This window comes from Imhoffiella purpurea (genome assembly GCF_000585215.1).
Classification (GTDB): Bacteria; Pseudomonadota; Gammaproteobacteria; order Chromatiales; family Chromatiaceae; genus Imhoffiella; species Imhoffiella purpurea.
The window spans coordinates 54,561-75,748 of the sequence record NZ_AONC01000004.1 but is presented as its reverse complement, the minus strand read 5'-3'; the positions used below and the strand labels follow the sequence as shown (position 1 = coordinate 75,748).

21 protein-coding genes are annotated in these 21,188 nt (G+C 64.1%); 2 read left to right on the top strand and 19 right to left on the bottom strand.

Going from position 1 to position 21,188, the window contains the following annotated elements; translation table 11 throughout:
• Positions 1–31 precede the first annotated feature (31 nt).
• From D779_RS02000 to surE, 19 genes are all read right to left on the bottom strand, one after another.
• Complete coding sequence (locus D779_RS02000) at positions 32–2,251, bottom strand: chemotaxis protein CheA (RefSeq protein WP_043748657.1); 2,220 nt, start codon at positions 2,249–2,251, stop codon at positions 32–34.
• Positions 2,248–2,577 (bottom strand): STAS domain-containing protein, encoded by a 330-nt coding sequence (locus tag D779_RS01995; RefSeq protein WP_052347691.1) that lies wholly within the window; start codon positions 2,575–2,577, stop codon positions 2,248–2,250. The genes D779_RS02000 and D779_RS01995 overlap by 4 nt, the downstream gene beginning before the upstream one ends.
• A 20-nt stretch (positions 2,578–2,597) precedes the next feature.
• Positions 2,598–2,966: a response regulator gene (locus D779_RS01990; protein WP_043748655.1), complete on the bottom strand. Its 369-nt coding sequence runs from the start codon at positions 2,964–2,966 to the stop codon at positions 2,598–2,600.
• Positions 2,967–2,986: 20 nt separating this feature from the next.
• Positions 2,987–4,192 (bottom strand): methyl-accepting chemotaxis protein, encoded by a 1,206-nt coding sequence (locus D779_RS23070; protein ID WP_043748652.1) that lies wholly within the window; start codon positions 4,190–4,192, stop codon positions 2,987–2,989.
• 205 nt (positions 4,193–4,397) lie between these two features.
• Complete coding sequence (locus tag D779_RS01980) at positions 4,398–5,555, bottom strand: DUF5610 domain-containing protein (protein WP_043748650.1); 1,158 nt, start codon at positions 5,553–5,555, stop codon at positions 4,398–4,400.
• Positions 5,556–5,651: 96 nt separating this feature from the next.
• Entirely contained in the window at positions 5,652–5,876 is a 225-nt protein-coding gene (locus D779_RS01975) for a DUF2835 domain-containing protein (protein WP_043748648.1), read from the bottom strand.
• 133 nt (positions 5,877–6,009) lie between these two features.
• A complete protein-coding gene (locus tag D779_RS01970; protein WP_043748818.1) occupies positions 6,010–6,303 on the bottom strand; it encodes a PilZ domain-containing protein in 294 nt (97 codons plus the stop codon).
• Between the two features lie 88 nt (positions 6,304–6,391).
• Positions 6,392–6,610, bottom strand: coding sequence for a cbb3-type cytochrome oxidase assembly protein CcoS (ccoS, locus tag D779_RS21460; protein WP_081763273.1), 219 nt, complete (start codon positions 6,608–6,610; stop codon positions 6,392–6,394).
• A complete protein-coding gene (locus D779_RS01960; protein ID WP_052347723.1) occupies positions 6,610–9,117 on the bottom strand; it encodes a heavy metal translocating P-type ATPase in 2,508 nt (835 codons plus the stop codon). Before D779_RS01960 ends, ccoS begins: the two co-directional genes overlap by 1 nt.
• A 52-nt stretch (positions 9,118–9,169) precedes the next feature.
• Positions 9,170–9,679 (bottom strand): FixH family protein, encoded by a 510-nt coding sequence (locus D779_RS01955; RefSeq protein WP_043748645.1) that lies wholly within the window; start codon positions 9,677–9,679, stop codon positions 9,170–9,172.
• A gap of 24 nt (positions 9,680–9,703) precedes the next feature.
• Positions 9,704–11,125, bottom strand: coding sequence for a cytochrome c oxidase accessory protein CcoG (gene ccoG, locus D779_RS01950; protein WP_043748811.1), 1,422 nt, complete (start codon positions 11,123–11,125; stop codon positions 9,704–9,706).
• Between the two features lie 177 nt (positions 11,126–11,302).
• A complete protein-coding gene (ccoP, locus tag D779_RS01945; protein WP_043748642.1) occupies positions 11,303–12,205 on the bottom strand; it encodes a cytochrome-c oxidase, cbb3-type subunit III in 903 nt (300 codons plus the stop codon).
• Positions 12,192–12,404, bottom strand: a complete 213-nt coding sequence (locus tag D779_RS01940; protein ID WP_043748640.1) for a cbb3-type cytochrome c oxidase subunit 3 — start codon at positions 12,402–12,404, stop codon at positions 12,192–12,194. Before D779_RS01940 ends, ccoP begins: the two co-directional genes overlap by 14 nt.
• On the bottom strand, positions 12,397–13,143 hold the full coding sequence (ccoO, locus tag D779_RS01935) for a cytochrome-c oxidase, cbb3-type subunit II (RefSeq protein ID WP_043748638.1): 747 nt from the start codon (positions 13,141–13,143) through the stop codon (positions 12,397–12,399). Before ccoO ends, D779_RS01940 begins: the two co-directional genes overlap by 8 nt.
• A gap of 17 nt (positions 13,144–13,160) precedes the next feature.
• On the bottom strand, positions 13,161–14,612 hold the full coding sequence (gene ccoN, locus D779_RS01930) for a cytochrome-c oxidase, cbb3-type subunit I (protein ID WP_043748635.1): 1,452 nt from the start codon (positions 14,610–14,612) through the stop codon (positions 13,161–13,163).
• Between the two features lie 278 nt (positions 14,613–14,890).
• Positions 14,891–15,913: an RNA polymerase sigma factor RpoS gene (gene rpoS, locus D779_RS01925; RefSeq protein WP_052347721.1), complete on the bottom strand. Its 1,023-nt coding sequence runs from the start codon at positions 15,911–15,913 to the stop codon at positions 14,891–14,893.
• A 29-nt stretch (positions 15,914–15,942) separates the two neighbouring features.
• Entirely contained in the window at positions 15,943–16,719 is a 777-nt protein-coding gene (locus tag D779_RS01920) for a peptidoglycan DD-metalloendopeptidase family protein (protein ID WP_052347689.1), read from the bottom strand.
• A gap of 171 nt (positions 16,720–16,890) precedes the next feature.
• Positions 16,891–17,553: a protein-L-isoaspartate(D-aspartate) O-methyltransferase gene (locus D779_RS01915; protein WP_094300749.1), complete on the bottom strand. Its 663-nt coding sequence runs from the start codon at positions 17,551–17,553 to the stop codon at positions 16,891–16,893.
• Positions 17,553–18,302 (bottom strand): 5'/3'-nucleotidase SurE, encoded by a 750-nt coding sequence (gene surE / locus D779_RS01910; protein ID WP_043748628.1) that lies wholly within the window; start codon positions 18,300–18,302, stop codon positions 17,553–17,555. Before surE ends, D779_RS01915 begins: the two co-directional genes overlap by 1 nt.
• Before the next feature lie 309 nt (positions 18,303–18,611).
• Between surE and D779_RS01905 the strand changes: the two genes are divergently transcribed.
• Both D779_RS01905 and D779_RS01900 read left to right on the top strand, forming a co-directional pair.
• The gene (locus D779_RS01905; RefSeq protein ID WP_043748626.1) at positions 18,612–19,166 is read left to right on the top strand and encodes a Smr/MutS family protein; all 555 of its coding nucleotides are present in this window, start codon (positions 18,612–18,614) and stop codon (positions 19,164–19,166) included.
• A gap of 38 nt (positions 19,167–19,204) precedes the next feature.
• Positions 19,205–21,160 (top strand): hypothetical protein, encoded by a 1,956-nt coding sequence (locus tag D779_RS01900; RefSeq protein WP_198295648.1) that lies wholly within the window; start codon positions 19,205–19,207, stop codon positions 21,158–21,160.
• Positions 21,161–21,188 lie beyond the last annotated feature (28 nt).

The following is a 21,188-nucleotide window of genomic DNA, read 5'->3' as shown; positions in this document are numbered from 1 at the left end:
CTTTCTCCTTATCGATTCAGGAATCCAGAATTCAGCGAGTCGCCCGAGCGCTACCCGAAGGAGAGCGAGCCCCCTGATCGACCGCAGCCAACTCCGCGACATCCAATATCAAGGCGATGTCTCCCGTTCCCAGAATGGTCGCGCCCGCGACCCCGCGCAGACGCTCGAACAATATCCCGAGCGGCTTGATCACCGTTTGCAGCTCGCCCAGGAGACTGTCCACCACCAGGCCCATCTTATGGTGCCCGAAGCGCACGACCACCAGACTCTCGCGCCGCCCGGCCTCTCGCGTCCCGCCGCTCTCGAAGATTTCGGCCAAGCGAATGAAGGGCAAGACCTCGCCGCGCAGATTGATGTAATGTCGCCCCCGGCGATGCAAGGCATCCGCGGCCTCCATCTCCACGCACTCGGCGACCTGTGACAGAGGGATGACGAACCTGTCCTCTCCCGCCCCGACCAGGAAGCCCTCGATGATCGCGAGGGTCAACGGGAGGATGATGGTGACCTTGGTCCCGACGCCAGGACTGCTATCCAATTCGACCGATCCCCGCAGCGCCTCGATGTTGCTCCGCACCACGTCCATCCCGACCCCACGACCGGACAGATTGGTGGCCTCTTCCTTGGTCGACAGACCTGGAGCGAAGATGAGACGCAGCACTTCGTCCTCACGGAGGCTGTCATCGGGCTTCACCAGCCCCCTGGCCTCAGCCTTGGCGCGGATACGCGCCGGATCCAGGCCGGCACCATCGTCGGCGATCTCGACCACGATATGACCCGAGTCGTGGAAGGCGTTGATATGGATGGTGCCAGACGCCGGCTTGCCTCGCCCCGCGCGGACATCGGGCGTCTCGATACCATGATCGACGGCATTGCGGATGAGATGGGTCAGCGGATCGGTCAGTCGCTCGATGACGGTCTTGTCGAGCTCGGTCTCGCCACCCGTGATGACCAGATCGATCTGCTTGCCGAGCTCCTGACTGGCGTCGCGCACCACCCGCCTGAAACGCGACAGACACTCCTCGATCGGGACCATGCGCAGCTGGAGCGCGCTGTCCCGGATCTCGGAGACCAGATAATCGACACCGTCGACCACCTCGGTCGCATCATCGATCCCGGCCCGATTGACCATGACCCGAATCGCGGCACTGCTGGTCACCAACTCGCCCACCAGATCGATGAGATGGCCGAGGCGCTGGGCGTCGACACGAATGAACCGACTTTCATCCTGACGCCGAGCCCTCACCGTCTCCTGCGTCTTCGCCGCCTGCTCCACCACGGCGGATTTGACGGATCCCTGCTCGACCAGGATCTCGCCCAGGCGCCGCCTCAGGTTGGAGCAGCTGGTCATCGAGCAGGCCGAAGTCTCGGTTTCCTGGATCTGCAGGGCACGCTCGAGCTCGCGCCGGGTCAGGGCGCCGACCTGCACCAGCAGCTCGCCGATGCAGCCGACCTCGTCCTCGGCGACCGACTCCAGCAGTTCCATATATCGGCTATGGGTCGATTCCGGCTCGAGGATGCGGATCTCGCAGTCCTGATCGGCGAATTCGAACACTCCGGCGATGGTCTGCTTGTCCGCATCGCTGCGGAAGGCGATCCCGAAGCACAAATAACAGCTTTCCGGGTCGAAACCCTCCTCCTGGCTGGGATCGAGACGCAAGAGGGTCGAGACATGGACCAGATCGCCCAGGGATCCGAGATAGCGGAGAAAGGACAGCGGGTCCATGCCGTTGCGGAAGGCGTCGGCACCGAATTCGAGCGTGATCATCCAGAGCTCGCTCGACACCGGCAGCCGCTTGTCCGCCGCCCCATCGGCCGGCCGCTCGGCGGACGCCATGGGCGAGGTCGCGCCGCTCTGACCGAGCCGCTGCAACAGTGACTCGCCGGCCTCGCGCAGCACCTCTCCGAACTGGACCTCCTCGTCTCCGTCCGGGCCCTGCTCCTCGATGACCTCGACCAGACGAGCCGTATGGTCGCGACACTCGAAGAGCGTGGCGATGAGCGGTTTGGTGAGCGGACGCTGACCGGATCGGACCTGGTCCATGAGCGTCTCGACAGCATGCGTGAACTCGACCACAGGTGCATAGCCGAAGACGCCGGACGTTCCCTTGATGGTGTGCATGGCCCTGAACACCTCGTTGAGAGACTCCGAATCCTGCGGATCCTCTTCCAGCGTGAGCAGGGCATCCTCCATCGAATCCAGCAGTTCGGCGACCTCGCCGATGAATGCCTGGCGGGCGTCCTCCAGATTCATGGGCCCACGTCCTGATCCATCGGACACGATTCGATACCGAGCCCGGGCGCCAGATGCAAGATCGCGATCGCATCGTCCAGGGCCGGGCTCCTTGCATCCAGGAGCAACTGCTTGCCTTGCCGCTCGGCCAATTGCTTGGTCCAGAGCAGAACCTGCAGACCGGCGCAGTCGAGCTCGGACACGGCCGAGAGGTCGAGCACGCATCGGTCGCGGTCCGCGAGAAAGGCGCGCAACCTGGCATAGGATTCGGCCGCGGTGTAGATGGTCAGCTCGCCCTCGAAGGCGAGTCTCTCGTCTTCATCCAATCCGACGGGATGCGGACTCATATGTGCCGTCTCCGGAAGACTCAGGGAAGCACCAGCTTGGATACGGCATCGAGCAGTGCAGGGGGTTGAAAGGGCTTCACCAGCCAGGCCTTGGCGCCCGCCTCACGGGCGGCCTGCTTCTTCTCGGGCTGGGTCTCGGTGGTCAGCATCATGATGGGCGTGAAGCGATAGGTCGCCTGCTTCTTCAGTTCCTTGACCAGCGTGATGCCATCCATATTCGGCATGTTGACGTCGCTGATGATCAGATGGACCTTCTGGCCCGTGAGCTTGGATAGGGCCTCCCGACCGTCGGCAGCCTCGATCACATCGTATCCGGCCCCTCTGAGGGCGATAGCGACGACGTTTCGCAGCGATGCCGAGTCGTCAACCAAGAGTATGGACTTAGCCATGAGTTAGCGACTCCAGTCGACTAGAAGAATGTGAGATCGGATCCGGCATCGCGGGCAGAGGGGTCAGCCGCACCATGATGCAGATCGAGCTCCTCGATCGTGCTGTAGGAATCGACCATCTTGGCCAGTAGCGCGTCGATCTCCAGAATGTCGTGCTTGCGCTCCATGAGTTCATGTTTGGAGCAGTCCAGCAATCGAGCGCTCAGGTCCTCCAAGCCTCCGCATACATGGGCGAGCACCTGGCTCATCCGGTCCTGGAATTGCAAATGAACCAGCGAGGCCCCGATCTCGCCCTGCAGGGTTTCGCTGAGCTGCCGCAATTGACGGGCATCCTCGTTGAGCGCGTCAGTCGTCTGACGCAGCCGCGTCAGCACCTGCTCGACCTTGCCCTCCGAATCCTTGACCAGGACATCGGCGCTCGACATGGAATCGCGAACCAGAGACCGCGTCTGATGCAGCGACCCGGCCAGTTCCTCGACCTTGGCACTGATCCGCCCACCCGTTTCGGCGGAAGAGCCGGCCAGCTTGCGCACCTCGTCCGCCACCACGGCGAACCCCCTGCCCTGCTCGCCCGCGCGAGCAGCCTCGATCGCGGCATTGAGCGCCAGCAGATTGATCTGTTGGGCGACGGCGCGAACGTCCTGAGCCATCTTGCGCATCTCGTCGCCATAGGCCGCCAGTCGCTCCACCTGCTCGCCCATCGCCGCCTCGCGCTGGAGCATGGTCGCGAAATCGCCGATCAGAGCGGCCAAGGTCTCCTCGCTCTCCTTGAACTGACTCATGATCAGCTGATCCTGCGCCCCCCCCGCCCGAGAGGCGCCGATCACGCGGTCGAGATCCGCGACCAGTTGTCCGAAACTCGAGGAGAGATGGGTGACGCTATCCTCGGCGAGTCTTCGAGAATGCTCGATATGACGCACGAAGATGGGAAAGAGTTCGATGCCCAGACGCTCGAAGGCATGGGTACAGACATCGAACTGCCCGGATCGCTGCTCGGACTCGGACCGTGCCTGCGCCTCGGCTGCGGCGAGAGCCGCCGCCAGCCTTCTGCGTTGAAGGAAAAACAGAACGCCGCCCCCCAGAATGAGGATGGCTGCAAGCGTCCAGGAGAGGATGGAGAAAGGATCGACAAGAAGCGTCGCAGAGGCCGCAGCCGCGCCGAACAGCAGGAGCGCCCAAGCTGGCAGGGATGCATTCTCGACTTGGGCCCGCCGGTCGATCGCCACTTCCCGCTCCTCCTATTCAGTCGCGCGATTCAACCTCCGATTCGGCATGCCGGATAATCCTGCATACGGCTTCTCCGAATTCATAGCCCGGATGCTAACCCGCGAGCAGGGCGCCTTCAACCCCATGGCGCCCCTCGGATCTGAGCCCCCTCCACACAGGCGAACACATCATGCGACGGCAAGTGGAATTCCGGAAATTCCGGACTTACGAGTCCATACCGGAGAGCGCGTCGAAGAACTTGTCGAGATGCCCCTGGTAGAGCGACTGCTGCTCGCTCGAAGCATCCTTGAAGAGGCTATCCTGCTCGACCAGATTCTTCATGATCTGGGTGGCGGATTCGCGCGCCTGGTCGAGGAATTCGAGCGCCGGATTGCTGTAGCTCTGTGCCATATCGTTCATCAGATGCCCCAGCCGCTTCCCTGCTCGGGCCTGGTCTGGATTCTCCAGCTGCTGGGTCTGCTGATACTGTTGAGCGGCCGAGTATTGCTCCGATCGGCTCATGCGCAGATTCATCGAAGCCAGTTGCGAGCTGTCGAACGAGACGTCCGAGACCTGCTCGAAGGCCTTCTGCACATCACCGCTGTAGAACTCGGAGGCGACCTTCCCGACATCCTGCACCAGGCTCTGGATCGCCTGCAATTCGTCCTCGTTCAAGTCCCCTTGGACACTGAAGCGATAGCCGGTGCTTTCGGTGCGACTCAGATCCCAGGTCATCGCCTGGTTGCCTTCTCCGTCGGCCGCCGCCGCGACGCTGTTCTGAATGTCCAGGTTACGGCTGAAGCTCACCTTGACGGTATCGCCTTCCTTGGTTCTGAGCTGGAGCGAGAAATCCTCCGCGCGCTGATAGCGCTCGGACATGGCCGCCGCCACGACCGTTTCGGTCAGACTCGCCGTCTGCTTCGAGGGATCGAGCTCGGCCAAGGAGTCGAAGGTCGCCTTCTCGGTGTCGGCGACCTGAGTGGCGATATCTCCCTCCAGGACCTTGAGATTCGACAGAATGTCCTTGGCCTCCTTGAACCCCCGCTCCACGCCCTTCATCGCACTGTCGTAGAGCGCCTGAATCTCTTCGTCCGACTTGCCGCGGGCGCGTGCGTTCTGGAGCCCGGACGAAACGAACTGACTGATGCGATCGGCGATCTTGTCCGGAGTATAGTCGCTGGCATCCAGTTTCTTGAGGTCCCCGACCTCCATCCCTGGAATCTCGCGAGCGATGCCGGCCAACGCCTTGTCCTGCAATTTGGACAGCGCGAGAACGGATGCATCCTGGCCGCTCTGGGCGTCCTGCCCCGACGTATGGGAACGGGTTACGAGCGCATTGTAGGCGCTGCTCAAGACCGAAGATTGCGAATGGATGTTGATCACGGCGGGCTTCCTGAAGCTGTGGGCACACGGAGAATATCGGCCGACTGGATCCAAGCTTTAGCGAGGCTCGGACGAATTCGCTGGGATCCTGGCGGATCAGGAGGTCCGACGCTCGATCGAGACCAGCCGATGATTCTCGTCGACGGTCAGACAGAAGTCGCCATGGATACCGTCCGTGGTCACGAACTGGCGTAGATTCCATGCCGGAAAGGAGATATTCCGTCCATCCTGGGCCCGCACCACTACCCGCTCGGCACTCCCTTGATAATGTCGCAGATACTCGGTGGGTGAGATACGGAGTCTGAAATAGAAGCGTTGCATGGATAGATGAAGATGCAGCCCCCGGATCGAAGGGAGACCTCGCTCGAATCGGCGCCCCCTGACGCAAGCCCCCCGTGTCGCGCCTGGCTCGACGGGATGGCTTGCCGGGAAGGGATGACCGGGACGAGACGCCTCAGTCCTCTGCGTTCATGAACTCGACGCCCACGAGATGCTGAGATTCACCCTGACTGATACGCGCCACCCGGGCACCACGCCTGAGAGGCTCGATCCGCTCGCTCGGACTGCGGACCAGGATTTCAAGCTCCTCTCCGGAATCGAGCACCTTGTCGGTGTGAAAGGCGCAGCCGGAGGCGCTCAGATTGATCAGCTTGGCCGTGATCACCTGACCGGAGGCCAGACGCGTGATGGAGACCTCGGTCTCGGTCACAAGACGCATGAAATCCCGCCGTTCGTCATCTACTAGCATCTTCGTCTCCATTTCGATTGCATTGAAAACCAAGCATCAGGACCGGCATCGACAGCATAACCTCGAACCTCCCGCGCGCAAGCCCGGTTCATTCTCGCGGTACATCCAAGCGATCGGGGTCGGTATCCGGGTCGGGTTCGGCATCCGGAACGCGGCGCGGATCGATCTCGTCCTCATCCAGAAGAATACGCCGAGCATCACCTTCGAAATCGTCGAACTGGCCGTTCCGCGCCGCCCAGAACAGAACAGCCACGGCAGCCAGACCAAGGACCAGCATGCCGGGAATCAAACCATAGATGACGTCCATCATGCCTCCTGAATCGGCGTTTCTCCACGCGAACCCGCACCCACGCGGATGCGGGCCGAGTTGGCGATGACGGCGAGCGAGCTCAATGGCATGGACACGGCCGCGATCAGGGGGGTCACGATCCCGGCCATCGCCAGGGGCACCATGATCAGATTGTATAGAATCGAGATCCCGATGTTCTGACGAACGGTTCTCAGAGTACGACGCGACAGATCCGCCGCCTCGATCACCCGATCGAGCTCGCTCGACATGAGCACGATGTCGGCGCTGGCGATGGAGACGTCGGTCCCGCTGCCCATGGCGATGCCGACATCGGCCCGCACCAGCGCCGGGGCGTCGTTGACCCCGTCGCCCACCATGGCGACCGCATGTCCCTGGCCCTGCAGATCGGCGACGACCGCATCCTTGTCCTCGGGCAGCACCTCGGCGATCACCCGCATCCCGCCGAGCTGCGCCGCGACGCGCTCTCCGACCTCGCGCCGATCGCCGGTCAGGAGGATCGTCTCGAGACCCTGCCGGCGCATGCGTCCGATAATGTCGGCGGCACCCGTGCGGAGCCTGTCCTCGACCCGCAGACGCAAGACCTCCAGGTCGTCGAGCGCCGCGTGAACCAGACCTTCGGCGCCGCATACATCCCGTCCCGTCTCGACGGAATCGCGTGTCCGCACACCATTGCGCACCAGCCAATCGCGGGTGCCGATCGTCAGGAACCCGCTACCCACGCGCCCCCGGATCCCCAGCCCCGGCGCGACCTCGACGTCCTCGACCCGCACGCCCGTGCGGTCGATCCCGGCGGCCTCGCAGAAATCCCGAATCGCCAGAGCAACCGGGTGCTCGGAGAATCGCTCCAAGGCACCGCAGAGTGCGAATAGCCTGCGCTCCCGCTCGGTCAATCGAGGAACGTCCACCGCGGCCGAGCGCCAGTCGCCCCCGGCATGGGACCAGCCCAGTACGGCCGGACGGCCCTCGGTGAGAGTCCCTGTCTTGTCGAAGACGAAGGTCCGGATGCTCGAAAGCCGCTCGAGCACGGCACCGTTCTTGACGAGAATCCCGCGCGCGGCCCCGCGCCCGGAGGCCACGGCGATGGCCATGGGCGTCGCCAGACCGAAGGCGCAGGGGCAAGTGATGATGAGCACCGAGGTCGCCGCCATCAATGCGAATTCGAGATCGGTCCCGAGCCAGACGAAGAAGGTGATCGCGGCGAGCGCCAGGGTGGCGGCGACGAACCAGGGTACGATCCGATCGGCCAGCCGCTGGATGGGGGCCCGGCTGGACTGGGCCTCCTCGACCAGCCGGATGATGCGTCCGAGCGCGGTCTCGCGCAGCAGCCCCGAGATCCGTACCTCCAGTGCCCCCGCTCCATTGATGGTCCCGACCGCGACCTGATGGCCGACCGACTTGGAGACCGGATGCGACTCGCCGGTCAGCATGGACTCGTCCACCCCGCTGCGCCCCGAGACCACCTCCCCGTCGACCGGAATCCGCTCACCCGGACGCACCAGAACCCGCTCGCCGACCACGAGCGAGCGGATCGGCACCACCTCTTCCCGCCCGTCCTCCAGGCGAGTGGCCACCTTGGGCTGGAGATCGAGCAGACGCTGGGTCGAGGCGACCGCGCGCCGCCGCGAGATGGCCTCCAGATAGCGCCCGACCAGGATCACGAAGAGGAAGTTGACCACCGTGTCCCAGTAGACGGCCCCGGTCTCCGAGCCGCCGACTGTGACATAGAGCGAATAGCCGTAGGTCGCCGTCACACCGATGGCGATCGGCAGATCCATGTCGAGCCGCGCGTTCCTCAGTCCGGACCAGGCCCCCTTGAAGAAGGGCGAGCCGGAATAGAGCAGCGTCGGGGTCGCCAGGACGAAGCCGATCCAGTGGAAGAGGTCGCGAAACTCGCCCTCGTCGGCACCACTGTAGAGCGCGATCGAGATCCACAGCAGGTTCATCATCGCGAAGCCGGCCCAGGCGAGCCGGTAGAGCAGTCTGCGGTTCTCGCGACCGATCGCGCCCTCGGCCGAGGCTGGATCGAAAGGCGTGGCGCGATAGCCGATATCGGACAGACGGCGCAGGATCCGCGACAACGGCAGCCGCGCATTGTCCCAGCGGACGTGCAGACGCCGGCCGGTCAGGTTCACCCGGGCCTCCTCGACGCCCGAGAGCCCCTCCAGTCCGCGTTCGATCAGCCAGACGCAGGCGGCGCAGTGGATCCCCTCGACCAGCAGATCGATCTCGCGGCCCTCGCAGGAGACATCCGTGAATTCCTCCTGGACCGCGTCCAGGTCGAAGAGCGAGAGGTCCTTGGGCGGCTCGGGGGGCGGCCCCAGCACCTCGCCCTCGGGGGTACGCCGATAGAAGCCCTCCAGCCCGGCCGCGTGGATGGCCTCGCAGACGCTCTTGCAACCGGAGCAGCAGAAACGGCGCTCGGCCCCGGCGATCCGCGCCGTCGCAACCGTCTTGGAATCGATCGGCAGACCGCAGTGATAGCAGCGCTCATCCTCCACCGGCATCAGCGCCGGTCCGATCTGCCCAGGCGAGACAGCGCCCTCGACCGACACCAAATCAAAGACCGCCCACATTCACGCGCTGGCTCAGGCTGTATTCGTCCTCTCCCGACCTGACCGCGATGAGCGTATCCCAGATCCCCATGAGCGGAAAGCTGGCCCGAGCGACGTAGCGGCCACGACCCTCGCGCGTCATCGGCAGCGAGAAGTCGCGCGCGGCATCGGAGGGGCGATAGACATAGAGTGTCACGGATTCGGCATCCACCGGTTGTCCGGCCTTGTCGACCAGGAAGAAACGGATGGGCCGTTGCTCGCCGACGATCAGATCGTCCGGGATGTCGGCCCGCATCGCCCAATTGGGACTGCGTGCGCGCTTGGACACGAGGGTATTCTCATAGTACTGGCCGCGCTCGTAATAATCCGCGTTGACCAGCCCCGGACTGGTCTCGAAGGCCAGATAGACCATCAGGATATTGACGGCCAGTACGGTCGCCACCAGGCCGATCCAGCCGATGACCCAGGGATTGCGGAAGGGTGCATTGTCCGTCGAAGGCGTGTGGGTGGTCATTGGAATCTCGTCGCTGGCAGAAGGTTAACGGTCGGGACCGATGAAGACGCTCTCGCGCTCGGCCTCCGCCGTCGCACCCGAGGGAAGCCGCGTCTCGGCGTGGAAGACGATGGGCTGCTGTTGCGCCGCCAATGCCCGACGCGGAATCTTGACGAAGACCATGGCCGGCGTGACGCTGCCCGGTTCGGCCTGAACCGGATCATCGGCACCGACGAGGGTCATCCGATCGTGCCCGGAGACGCCGATACGCACGGAGATCGGCTCGTGGGTCTTGTTGAGCACCTTCAGGGTGTATTTGTTCTGGATGGATCCGTCGCTCAGCAGGACGTAGAGGGGCGCGCGTTCGTGCAGCACCTTGAGTTCGAGCGGAGCGAGCGAGGTGAGTCCATAGAGGATGCCGGCCAGCGCCAGGCCCAGAATGCCCGTGTAGACCCACACCCTGGGCCGCAGCATCAGGGTCTGGGTCGGGCGTCCCTCCAGTTCGTCCAGGGAGGCATAGCGGATGAGCCCGCGCGGACGCCCCACCTTGTCCATGACCTGATCGCAGGCATCGATACAGAGCGCGCAGGTGATACAACCTTCCTGCTGCCCCTGACGGATGTCGACACCGGTCGGACAGACGGCGACGCACTGATTGCAGTCGACGCAGTCACCGGCGGTTCTTCCGGTTTCGTCGCGGCGCACCCGGCCCCGCGGCTCGCCCCGCTGCTCGTCGTAGGCGGGAACCAGGGTCGACTTGTCCAGCATCACACCCTGGATACGGGCATAGGGACAGAGCCAGAAACAGGTCTGCTCCCGCAGGAATCCCGCCAGGACATAGGTCCCGACGGTGAAGAGCGCCACCGTGGCATAGGCCGCCCCGTTCGCCTGTCCGAAGAAGAAGGTCTGCCAGAGGACGAAGGCATCCGTGAACCAGGCGACGAAGCTGAAGCCGGTGAAGAATCCGATCGCGATCCAGATGCCGTGCTTGATCGACTTGATCCGCAGCTTGCCCAGGCTCATCGGCGCCTTGTCGAGCTTGCGGCGCGCCGCCGGCGGTCCCTCGAGCCGCTGCTCGATCCAGGTGAAGACGTCGGTCCAGACCGTCTGGAAACAGAAGAAACCGCACCAGGCACGCCCGACCAGGGCCGTCACCACGGCCAGCAGGATGGCGAAGAAGAGCAGCAGCAGCGACAGCATCCAGAAGTCCTGCGGCAGGACCGTCGCGGAAAAGAGATGGTACTGGCGATTCGGGATATCGAAGAGCACGGCCTGCTGGCCGTTCCAGCGCAGATAGGGACCCAGGAAATAGAGCAGCCACACCGAGGCCATCAGCCACTTTAAGCGGCGCCACCGGCCCGGTAGACGCTTGGCATGGATGGTCTCGCCGCCCGTATTCACATGCCAGTCGTCTGCCTCGCGATAGAGCGCGTCGACGGATGAAGCAGAAACCTCTTGATTGCGCATCGACTTGACCTTCTCCACTGCTGGGTCAAACTGGTTCCGACAGGCCCTGCTCTCAAGCCCTCCGGCAGAGAATCTCATCCCCCCCATTGATAGATCTGCGGGACGCGCCGCTCCCGCCGAAGGCAAGAGGGCGGAAGCGCCCTCACCCTCGGCGCGAACGAACTCTGGCCGTGTGGTTCACTTCCCTCCGCCCAGTTCGTGTACATAGACCACAAGCTTCTTGATGTCTTCCTCGGAGAGCTTGCCAGTGTCGGTGGAACCGAATGCCGGCATCACGGCATTGCGGGTCTCGGCCACGCCGGGCTGGTTCACTCCGTACATGATGGTGTGCTTGGCGCTCTCGAAGCCGCCGGGCTCGAAGCGCCAGATCCCGTCGGTGAGGTTGGCCGCGCCCACGGTGACCACATCGCCATTGGGCATCTCGGCCAGGATGCCGTTGGCGGCTTGGCCATGGCAGGCCGTACAGCCCTTGGTCCGGAATAGGGCCCAGCCCTCCTCGCTGCCGCCTTTGCCCAAGGTCTCGCTCATCTGGACGACCCAGTTGGCGAGAGTATCCAACTCGTCCGGCTCGAGGATGCTCTGATGCGCCGTCATCGCGCCCTGACGACCGCCCTTGATGGTCTCGGCGATCTTGCCCGTGGTGCCGCCATAGAGCCAGTCGTCGTCGGCCAGGACCGGATAGCCCGGATTGCCCTGACCGCCGCTGCCGTGACAGGCGGAGCAGTTGTCGCCGAAGAGTACCTTGGCGGAGGCCAGGGTGTACTGGGTCAGGCCGGGATCGGCGATGATCTCGTTAACGGTCATGCCCTTGATCTGGTCCTCGAACTCGGCGCGCTTGGCCGCCACCTTCTCGAGTCCGCTTTGGTATTCCTTGATCTGGCTCCAGCCGAGGATACCCTGGGTCGGTTCCTGTCCGACGGGCCAGGAGGGATAGAGGATGGTGTAGCCGGCGACCCAGAGAATCGACGCCCACAGCCCGATCATCCACCAGCGCGGAGGCGGATTCTTCAGCTCGCGCAGATTCTCGTCCCAGATGTGGCCGGTATTGTTCTCGCCGGGAAAGGGATTATTGTCCGCCATCGTTGTCTCCGTTGTGCTCGTCCTCGTCGAACAGGATGTGCTTCTTGGATTCGAGCCGCTCCCGATTCTTCGGACGGAAGACCTGGAAATAGGCCACGATCATGAGCAGGAAGACGACGACCGTCAGAATGGTCCCGATCCAGTCGTTGAGCGTCATCGCCTGCCAGTCGGTTTGGAAATAGTCCGCCAGACTATTCACGATAGGCCTTCGAATCATCGAGCTTGACCATGGTGCCCAGGACCTGCAGATAGGCGACCAGCGCGTCCATCTCGGTCTTGCCCTCGAGCAGGGCCGGGGCGGACTCGACATCGGCGTCGGAGTAAGGCACGCCGACCAGACGCAGACCCTTCATATGGCGTCTGACGCTCTTTCCGTTGACATAGGACTCGTCGAGCCACGGATAGCCCGGCATCACCGATTCCGGAACCAGCGCCCGCGGATCGCGCAGGTGCTGACGGTGCCACTCGTCCGAGTATTTGCCGCCGACCCGGGCCAGATCGGGTCCGGTGCGCTTGGATCCCCACTGGAAGGGGTGGTCGAAGATGGACTCGGAGGCGAGGGAATAATGACCATAGCGCTCCTTCTCGTCGCGGAAGGGCCGGATCATCTGCGAGTGGCAGAGATAGCAGCCCTCGCGCTGGAAGATGTCGCGCCCGGCCACCTCGACGGCCGTATAGGGACGCACCCCGTCTCCCGGCTGCCAGTTCCAGGCCGTCTTGCCGGCCTCGTCGACCGTGACGATCGGCTCCCTGCCGCTCTTGTCCCAGACGATCTCCGGAAATTTGGTGTGCTCCAGGGTGTTCTTCATGAAGAAGAGCGGCACGATCTCGACCAATCCGCCCACGGAGAGCACGAGCCCCAGAACGATCAGAAGTGCCCAGATGTTGATCTCCATCCATTCCTGGAAGCCCTTCGGTTTCACCTTTGCTTCGGACATGAGTGCGACTCCTCGGATCAGGCGGCGGCCGGAACGGCCCGGGCCTTGGCCAGGCTGCCCGAAACCACGGACTTGCGGACGGTCATGAGCACGTTGAAGAGCATCACGACGGCACCCAGCAGGAAGATCATCCCGCCGATGGCGCGCATGGCGTAGTAGGGATGCATGGCGTCCACGGATTCGACGAAGGTATAGGCCAGGGTGCCGTACTCGTCGTAGGCGCGCCACATGAGACCCTGCATGATCCCGGAGACCCACATGGCGACGATGTAGATGACGGTCCCGATGGTCGCGGTCCAGAAATGGAAGTTGATGAGCCGCACCGAGAACATCTCCGTGTGGTAGAGGCGGGTCATGAGGTGGTAGATGGCACCGATGGAGATCCCGGCGACCCAGCCCAGGGCGCCCGAATGGACGTGACCGATGGTCCAGTCGGTGTAGTGCGAGAGCGCGTTGACCGTCTTGAGCGCCATCACCGGCCCCTCGAAGGTCGACATGGCATAGAAGGCCAGGGCGATGATGAGGAAGCGCAGCACATAGTCGGTGCGCAGACGGTCCCAGGCGCCGGACAGGGTCATCATCCCGTTCACGGCACCGCCCCAGGAGGGGATGATCATGGCGATCGAGACGGCGGCTCCGAGCGATCCGGTCCAGTCAGGAAGCGCGGTGTACTGGAGATGGTGGGCGCCGAGCCAGACGTAGCCGAACATGAGCGACCAGAAATGGATGACCGAGAGACGGTATGAATAGACCGGCCGGCCGGCCTGCTTGGGAACGAAGTAGTACATGATCCCGAGGAACCCGGCCGTCAGATAGAAGCCGACCGCGTTATGCCCCCACCACCATTGGATCATGGCGTCCTGGACGCCGGAGAAGATCGAGTAGGATTTGAAGAGCCCGACCGGAATCGCCAAGCTGTTGACGACGTGCAGATAGACGATCATCACCATCATGCCGAGGAAGAACCAGTTCGACACATAGATGTGCGAGGTCTTGCGCTTGGCGATGGTCATGATGAAATTGATGGTGAAGGCGAGCCAGACGACCGCGATCAGGATGTCGATCGGCCATTCGAGCTCGGCATACTCCTTGGATTGGGTGAGACCGAACGGCAGGGTCAGCACGGCCAGCAGGATGACCGCGTTCCAGCCCCAGAAGGTGAAGCGCGCCCATTTGTCGCTCCACAGCCTGACACCGCAGGTGCGCTGGACGCTATAGAAAGCCGTCGCCATCAGGGTACAGCCGCCGAAGGCGAAGATGACGGTATTGGTGTGCACCGGACGCAGACGCCCGAAGGAGATGTAGGGACTGTCGAAGTTCAGGAACGGCCAGGCCAGCTCGGATGCGATGTAGACCCCGACGGCCGCGCCGAGCACCAGATAGACGACGGCCATCACCGTGAACCAGCGCACGATCTCGAAATTGTATTTCTGCTCCAAACTGGATTTCGGTTCCAGACTGGCTTCCATAGACCCCTCCCAAGGAGACCGCGTGGGAATAGATTCGTGTGATCGAGGCAATCCAGCCGCAGGACTCGCTGCCTCGCTCCCTGGACTCCGAGGAGCCCGCATCGACGGAACATCGACCGAAGAGCAACAAGGAACGCGTTTATCGAGACGATCGAAGCGGCGCCCGAGCCAGTCGTCCTGGAACCGCGGCGCGGGCAAAAACAGGCATGAGCGGATGGGATATATAGCCTATCGACACCATCTCAAGAGAGCGGCCGGGGAGATCCGGAGCCGATCGCTCACTTGAAGAACGAATCGACCGAAAAGCCTTCCTTTTCGAGGATATCGCGCAGTCGCCTCAAGGCGTCCATCTGGATCTGACGCACACGCTCGCGGGTGACCCCGAGTTCCTGGGCCACGCTTTCGAGGGTCGAATACTCATAGCCGTGGAGACCGAAACGGCGCTCGACCACCTCGCGCTGTTTTTCGTTCAGCTTCCCCAACCAGTGTTCGATATTGGTCTGGACGTTGTTGTCCTGTATCCGGTCGGCGGGGTCGTTCGCGGCCTCGTCCTGCAGCATGTCCACGAGAGGCTTGTCGGCATCCTTGCTGTAGGGCGTATCAACCGAGGCGATCCGCTCGTTCAGGCCGAGCATGCGCTTGACGTCCCCGATCGGCTTGTCCAGAAGACCGGCGATATCCTCCGTCGTCGGCTCGTGATCGAGCCGCTGGGCGAGCTTGCGCGCCGCCTTGAGATAGACGTTGATCTCCTTGACGACATGGATGGGCAGTCGAACCGTGCGGGTCTGATTCATGATCGCCCGCTCGATGGTCTGGCGGATCCACCAGGTGGCATAGGTCGAGAAGCGGAATCCGCGCTCGGGATCGAATTTCTCGACCGCCCGGATGAGTCCGAGATTGCCCTCCTCGATCAGATCGAGCAGCGGCAGTCCGCGGTTGAGGTAGCGGCGCGCGATCTTCACCACCAGCCGCAGGTTGCTGACGATCATCCGCTGACGTGCCGCGTTGTCGCCGGCCTGTGCCCGGCGGGCGTAGTACACCTCTTCCTCGGCGGTCAGCAGTTTGGACTCGCCGATCTCGTTCAGATACAGACGCGTGGCATCGAAATCGGTCTCTCCGGAGGCATAGCGCTCCGTCGTGGACTCGACCTCTTCCGTCTCGAGAGACTCCTCGGTTCCCGAACCGGTACCCTCATCGCTATCCGTTTCGCTCGAATCGACATCCCCACCCATCAATAGCAGGGACTCGCTGTCGAGCTCCGCCGAGCTCTCGTTCAGATCGCGATCTTTGGCGGTTGGCATATCCATCTCTCTCCACGATGCCGGAAAGCTCAGTTGCGCGGGGGCAGGTAGAGTATGGGGTCGACAGCCGTTCCGTTGCGGCGCACCTCGAAATGCAGCAGGTATCGGCCCTCGCCGCCCTGCCCGATCTCCGCCACTGCCTGCCCGCGCTTGACGCTCTCCCCCTCGACCACCAATAGCCGGCGATTGAAGCCATAGGCGCTCAGATACTTATCGTTATGCTTGACGATGATAAGGTTGCCGTAACCCTTGAGTCCACCGCCGCTGTAGACGACCTGACCATCGGCCGTCGCCCGAATGGTATCACCGGGGGCGCCGCCGATCCGGATCCCCGAGTGCGTCCGGTCGCCCTCCCTGAACGTCTGGATCAAGGGGCCATCGAGCGGCCAGGACCAAACGACTCCGGATGCCGCGCGACGACTGCCGGCGCCTTCCAGGTCGCCCCCCTTCGCTTGACGCCCGACCGAACGGCGCGTTGCCGCAGGCGGCGAATCGGCCCCGGGAGCCGCGGCCACCGGGGCCAGACGACGCGGCGGGGCCTTGCCGGGAGGCGCGATTCGCAGCAGGGTATCGGCATAGATGGTGAAAGGGGGTTCCAGACGATTCCATTTCGCCAGTCTGCGACTGCTGATATTCAAGCGTTCCGCGATCACGCTCAGGCTATCCCCCTGGCGCACGAGATAGAAGCCCTCGGGAACCGGGCCGGTCCAGTTCCATCCGTACACGGGGGCAGGATGGCGCGAGGCGCAGCCGGCCAGCCAGATCGCCGTACCGACCAGCGCGGACAGGAACAGGATCAGGGCCATGGATCGTCTGCGGCACGTCCAAGAGAATGGGGACCGAAACGCCCGGAACAAGATCGGATCGAGCGTTTGATCCTGGTCTTCATCCAGCATGCCTTCTCCCGCATGAGAGATATCCGGGGGACGGGGCTCGAATCCCGTCCGCATCAATCCGTCAGACGGCCTCCCCGACCATCAGGAGACCCCGCTCAACAAGGGCACGAAGCTGGCCGAATCCAGGATCTCCTGCTCGAAGCCATCCTCGCCCCGGACCACACGCACCAGCATCTGCTGGCTCTCCTCGCCGATAGGCATGACCATCACACCGCCCGGCGCCAACTGCTCGGCGAGCATCCGAGGAACGCCGCGTGGGGCGGCGGTCACCATGATGCCCTGGAAAGGCGCGTATTCGCGCCAGCCCTGGGCGCCGTCGCCATGACGAAGGCGGATATTGCGCATCTTGAGCGCCACCAGTCGCTCCTGGGCGCGATCGAGCAGCTCGCGCACGCGCTCGACGCTGTAGACCCGGCGTACCAGCGAGGCCAGGACCGCCGTCTGGAATCCGGATCCGGTGCCGATCTCGAGCACCGTGTCCGGCCGGCCGCGCGCGATCAGCGCCTGTGTCATGAGCGCGACCGTATAGGGCTGGGAAATGGTCTGGCCATGCCCGATCGGCAACGCCGAATCCTCATAGGCCCGACTGGCCAGGGCCTCGTCGACGAACAGATGGCGCGGCAGATGACGCATCACCTGCAGAACCTCCTGGGAATGGATACCGGCCTCGGACAAGCGCCCGATCAGTCGCTCGCGCGTTCGCCGGGAGGTCATCCCGATCCCCAGATCGAATGGTTCCGCCATCAATTGCATGTCGCCAGCCAGCGCCCCAGCGATTCGAGCGCAGAGTGTCGGGTGAGGTCGACCTGCAAGGGGGTGATGGACACATGGCCGCTGCGCACCGCGTGGAAGTCCGTACCCGGCCCCGCGTCCTGCTCGTGCCCCGCGGGGCCGACCCAATAGATGGTGCGTCCCCGCGGATCCCGCGCGGACACCACTGGCTCGGCCTTGTGTCTGTGGCCCAGACGCGTCGCCCGGAAGCCGGCGAGTTCCTCGAAGGGCCGGTCGGGAACGTTCACGTTGAGGATGGTGCTCGGCTCCAGCGGCGTCTCGCGCAACCGCGAGACCAGCTGGACCGCCACGCGCGCCGCGGTGTCGAGATGGCGCGGCTCATAGGCCGCGATGGATACGGCCATCGAGGGCAGTCCCAGGAAACGCCCCTCGGTCGCCGCCGCGACGGTCCCCGAATAGAGAACGTCATCGCCGAGATTGGGTCCGTGATTGATGCCGGCGACCACGATATCGGGATCGGATTCGGCCAGCCCGGTGAGCGCCAGGTGCACGCAATCGGTCGGCGTGCCGTCGACACGGATGTAACCGTTGTCCATGCGCTTGGCCCGCAGCGGAACCTCGAGCGTGAGCGAATTGCTGGCGCCGCTGCGGTCGCGCTCCGGCGCCACGACCGAGACCTCTCCGAGTTGGCCGAGCGCGTCGGCGAGCGCGATCAATCCTGGCGACTGATAGCCGTCGTCGTTGCTGACGAGGATCTTCATGAGCTTGAGACTGCCCCTTATGGCTGACGCACGGATCGTTGGCAAGGACGCGACCCATCCGCACAGCCGATGACATTCGCATCCCGCGATAGGCTGAACGGTGACCGGCCGCCCCGATCAAGGCGACGGTGAAGCTTTGAGATCATACCCAAAAGCGTCCTGTCCGACATCCTCGCCACGGGACATCGACGCCGATGCATTTCTGCAACTGCCGGGAGAGACGGACGACGCTTGCAACCGAGTCCCCCGCCAGCTGTCACTGATATACTACAGCGCATTCCCGATGAGACGCAGTCGCCATACCCCGTCATGAAGAAACAAATCCAAGAATCCGACCTGGAATTGTTTCGCGAGGAGGTCGATGGCATTGCGCGCCTGACACCCGAGGCGGCCGAGCCCTACCGCCGCAAACCGCCCCCGATACCGCGCCCCAAGGAGGCCGAATTCCCGGACGCAGAGACCTCGGACGGACTCTCCGAAGCCCAGGTCGAAACCCCCGAGTACCTGCTGTTCGCCCGCCCCGGCATCCAGCACCGTGTGTTGGCCGACCTCCAGCGCGGGGCGATCGATGTCGGACTGGAGGTCGACATGCACGGACTCTACGCCGAGCACGCCCGACACCTTCTCGGCGAGTTTCTCGCCGAATGCCGGCACCGCCGCGTGCGCTGCGCCCGCATCATCCACGGCAAGGGGCGCCGCTCCTCCGGGCGCCAGCCGGTACTCAAGAGCAAGATCAACTATTGGCTGCGTCTCTACGACCAGGTGCAGGCATTCTGCTCGGCGACCCAGCGCGACGGCGGCACGGGCGCCGTCTACGTGCTGCTGCGCAACCCGGACAAAGACCGCCGGGGCACCCGCCGCTGATCCGACCGGAGACACGCCGACCACGGATGCCATCCATCATGCCGAACCGCCTCCTTCCACTCGCCTGCATCGCCTGGCTGTCCTCCGCACTGGGCGCAGCGCCCCAGATGGGCCTGGCCTATCAGCCCTACGTCGGCCAATGGAGCCAATTCCCGGACAACCCCTACGCGAGCGATCGCTTCTATACCCCGTCGTTCAACACCTACAAGGGCGGCCTTTCGATCGAGGATCCGGAGCGCTCGCTGCTGCGCGCCCAACGCCACGTCCATCTCTATTTCGATGCAGCGGGACGCCTGATGAACATTGAGGCCGACAGCCGTCTCGAATTCGCCGCAACGGCACTGCGCGGCGCCACCGACGCCCAATGGAGCCGGACCCTGTTCAGACGCTTCGAGGGCAAGGTGCCCCTGCCGGCCCGGGAGGTCGACCATCAGGCATCCGTGTTCCGCCAGCTCGCCTTTCTGGCCGAGGCCGCCGAGGGCGCGCCGCTCCGGCTCGCGACCTATGGCGCGGGATTTCAGGCGGGATACTGGAGCGAGATCGACGGCCGGGGCTATGCCACCATGCCCGTGTGGACCGACAACCGGGTCAGCTTCCATCCGGGAAACGGCTCGCCACCCACGACCGACCGCAGCACCGACGAGATCAACTTCTATTTCCCGCCCACATCGGTCTATGTGAAACCGGATCCGAAGGGCGTCCGCGTCCGGACACGCGGCACCCCGGGACAAGACCTGGCGCTCGACCGGGTGGATCTCCGGCTCTTCGCCCCGGCCCGCCAGGACGAGCCGGACGCCAGACTCAATCCGGGCTTCTTCGCCGGGGATGCCAACGGCCAGATCGCGCTCGCCGCGGCCGAGATCAACGCGCGCGCCGGCAAGCCGCTGCTGACCATCGCGCAGGGGGTGGAGAACGTCGCGGTCGCCGGATCCCTGATCAACGATCGCATGCGCTTCGCCATCCTCGCCGCGCTCGCCCAGGCCCGGATCGCCAACGACCGCTTTCCGGGCACGGTCACCCACCTGATCGTCGGCAACGAATACGCCGTTCCGGCGACCAAGAGCGGCACGCTGCGGACGCCCACGGAACAGACCACCGAGATGGTCCGCTTCGCCAAGGCCCAGATGGCGCCCGGCGGCGATTTCGCCGGACTCGGACTCGCGGTCGGGGTCCGCGGCAACCGGTTTCGGCTCTTGGACCCGAACGCCACGGATCCCGCCATCCGTCGGTTCACCCGAGACGCGACCCGGCTCCTCGGCGAGGTGGATTTTCTGATGGAGAACATCTATCCGAGCCCGGAAGCGCTGGAGATCGCGGCGCGCAGCGGAGACTGGGACACCTTCTTCGCCCCAGAGACGGGCGAGCTCGACATCCAATGGGAGCGCCTGAGTCAGAGTGTCGCCACGCTCGCCGGGGACAGACCCATCGAGCTGATGATCGGCGAGATCGGACACCCCAGCAACGGCATCCCCTTCAATCTGCCCGGCCATGGCAACCCGAATCCACCGGCCGATTCGGCCATCGCCCGTCTCGCCGAGCACATCGAGCGCGATCCATGGCGCCTGGAAACGGAGGGACTCGCCATCCTCCACCGCTATTGCAGCCCGGACATGAGCGCCGCCTTCCTGACCCGGGCCTTCGCCTGGTCGCGCGCCAGGGGCGTCCAGATCCATGCATTCGAGGCATTCGACGAACCCTACAAGTTCGGCCAGAATATGCCGCTTCCGGGGCTGGACGCGCGCGCATCGCTGCTCAACTGCCAGGGCAGCCATGGCGCCGAAGGGTTCTACGGGCTCTTCGGCTACAGCGGCGTGGCGGCCTTTCAGGCCGGTCCGTCATCGGCGGGCCCGAAACCGGGTTCGGCACTGCAGGCGCGGCTGCCCCGCGGGGTGGAATGGGCGGACCAGTTCTCGGGCCAGCTCTATCCCAAGCTGCCCGCATTCGACTTCGCCGCGACCGCCGCCGCATTCGAACCTGTCACACGCGAACGCTAAGCTGATCACTCTCACTCGTCCTATCCGC

Coding starts and splice junctions, on each gene's coding strand:
- D779_RS01970 (WP_043748818.1), bottom strand. CDS start 6,303: ATGCTAGTAGATGACGAACGGCGGGATTTCATGCGTCTTGTGACCGAG.
- D779_RS01920 (WP_052347689.1), bottom strand. CDS start 16,719: ATGGCCCTGATCCTGTTCCTGTCCGCGCTGGTCGGTACGGCGATCTGG.
- D779_RS01955 (WP_043748645.1), bottom strand. CDS start 9,679: ATGACCACCCACACGCCTTCGACGGACAATGCACCCTTCCGCAATCCC.
- D779_RS01900 (WP_198295648.1), top strand. CDS start 19,205: ATGCCGAACCGCCTCCTTCCACTCGCCTGCATCGCCTGGCTGTCCTCC.
- D779_RS01960 (WP_052347723.1), bottom strand. CDS start 9,117: ATGCCGGTGGAGGATGAGCGCTGCTATCACTGCGGTCTGCCGATCGAT.
- rpoS (WP_052347721.1), bottom strand. CDS start 15,913: ATGCCAACCGCCAAAGATCGCGATCTGAACGAGAGCTCGGCGGAGCTC.
- ccoP (WP_043748642.1), bottom strand. CDS start 12,205: ATGGCGGACAATAATCCCTTTCCCGGCGAGAACAATACCGGCCACATC.
- D779_RS02000 (WP_043748657.1), bottom strand. CDS start 2,251: ATGAATCTGGAGGACGCCCGCCAGGCATTCATCGGCGAGGTCGCCGAA.
- D779_RS01905 (WP_043748626.1), top strand. CDS start 18,612: ATGAAGAAACAAATCCAAGAATCCGACCTGGAATTGTTTCGCGAGGAG.
- D779_RS01975 (WP_043748648.1), bottom strand. CDS start 5,876: ATGCAACGCTTCTATTTCAGACTCCGTATCTCACCCACCGAGTATCTG.
- D779_RS01915 (WP_094300749.1), bottom strand. CDS start 17,553: ATGGCGGAACCATTCGATCTGGGGATCGGGATGACCTCCCGGCGAACG.
- surE (WP_043748628.1), bottom strand. CDS start 18,302: ATGAAGATCCTCGTCAGCAACGACGACGGCTATCAGTCGCCAGGATTG.
- ccoS (WP_081763273.1), bottom strand. CDS start 6,610: ATGGACGTCATCTATGGTTTGATTCCCGGCATGCTGGTCCTTGGTCTG.
- ccoG (WP_043748811.1), bottom strand. CDS start 11,125: ATGCGCAATCAAGAGGTTTCTGCTTCATCCGTCGACGCGCTCTATCGC.
- ccoO (WP_043748638.1), bottom strand. CDS start 13,143: ATGTCCGAAGCAAAGGTGAAACCGAAGGGCTTCCAGGAATGGATGGAG.
- D779_RS01995 (WP_052347691.1), bottom strand. CDS start 2,577: ATGAGTCCGCATCCCGTCGGATTGGATGAAGACGAGAGACTCGCCTTC.
- ccoN (WP_043748635.1), bottom strand. CDS start 14,612: ATGGAAGCCAGTCTGGAACCGAAATCCAGTTTGGAGCAGAAATACAAT.
- D779_RS01990 (WP_043748655.1), bottom strand. CDS start 2,966: ATGGCTAAGTCCATACTCTTGGTTGACGACTCGGCATCGCTGCGAAAC.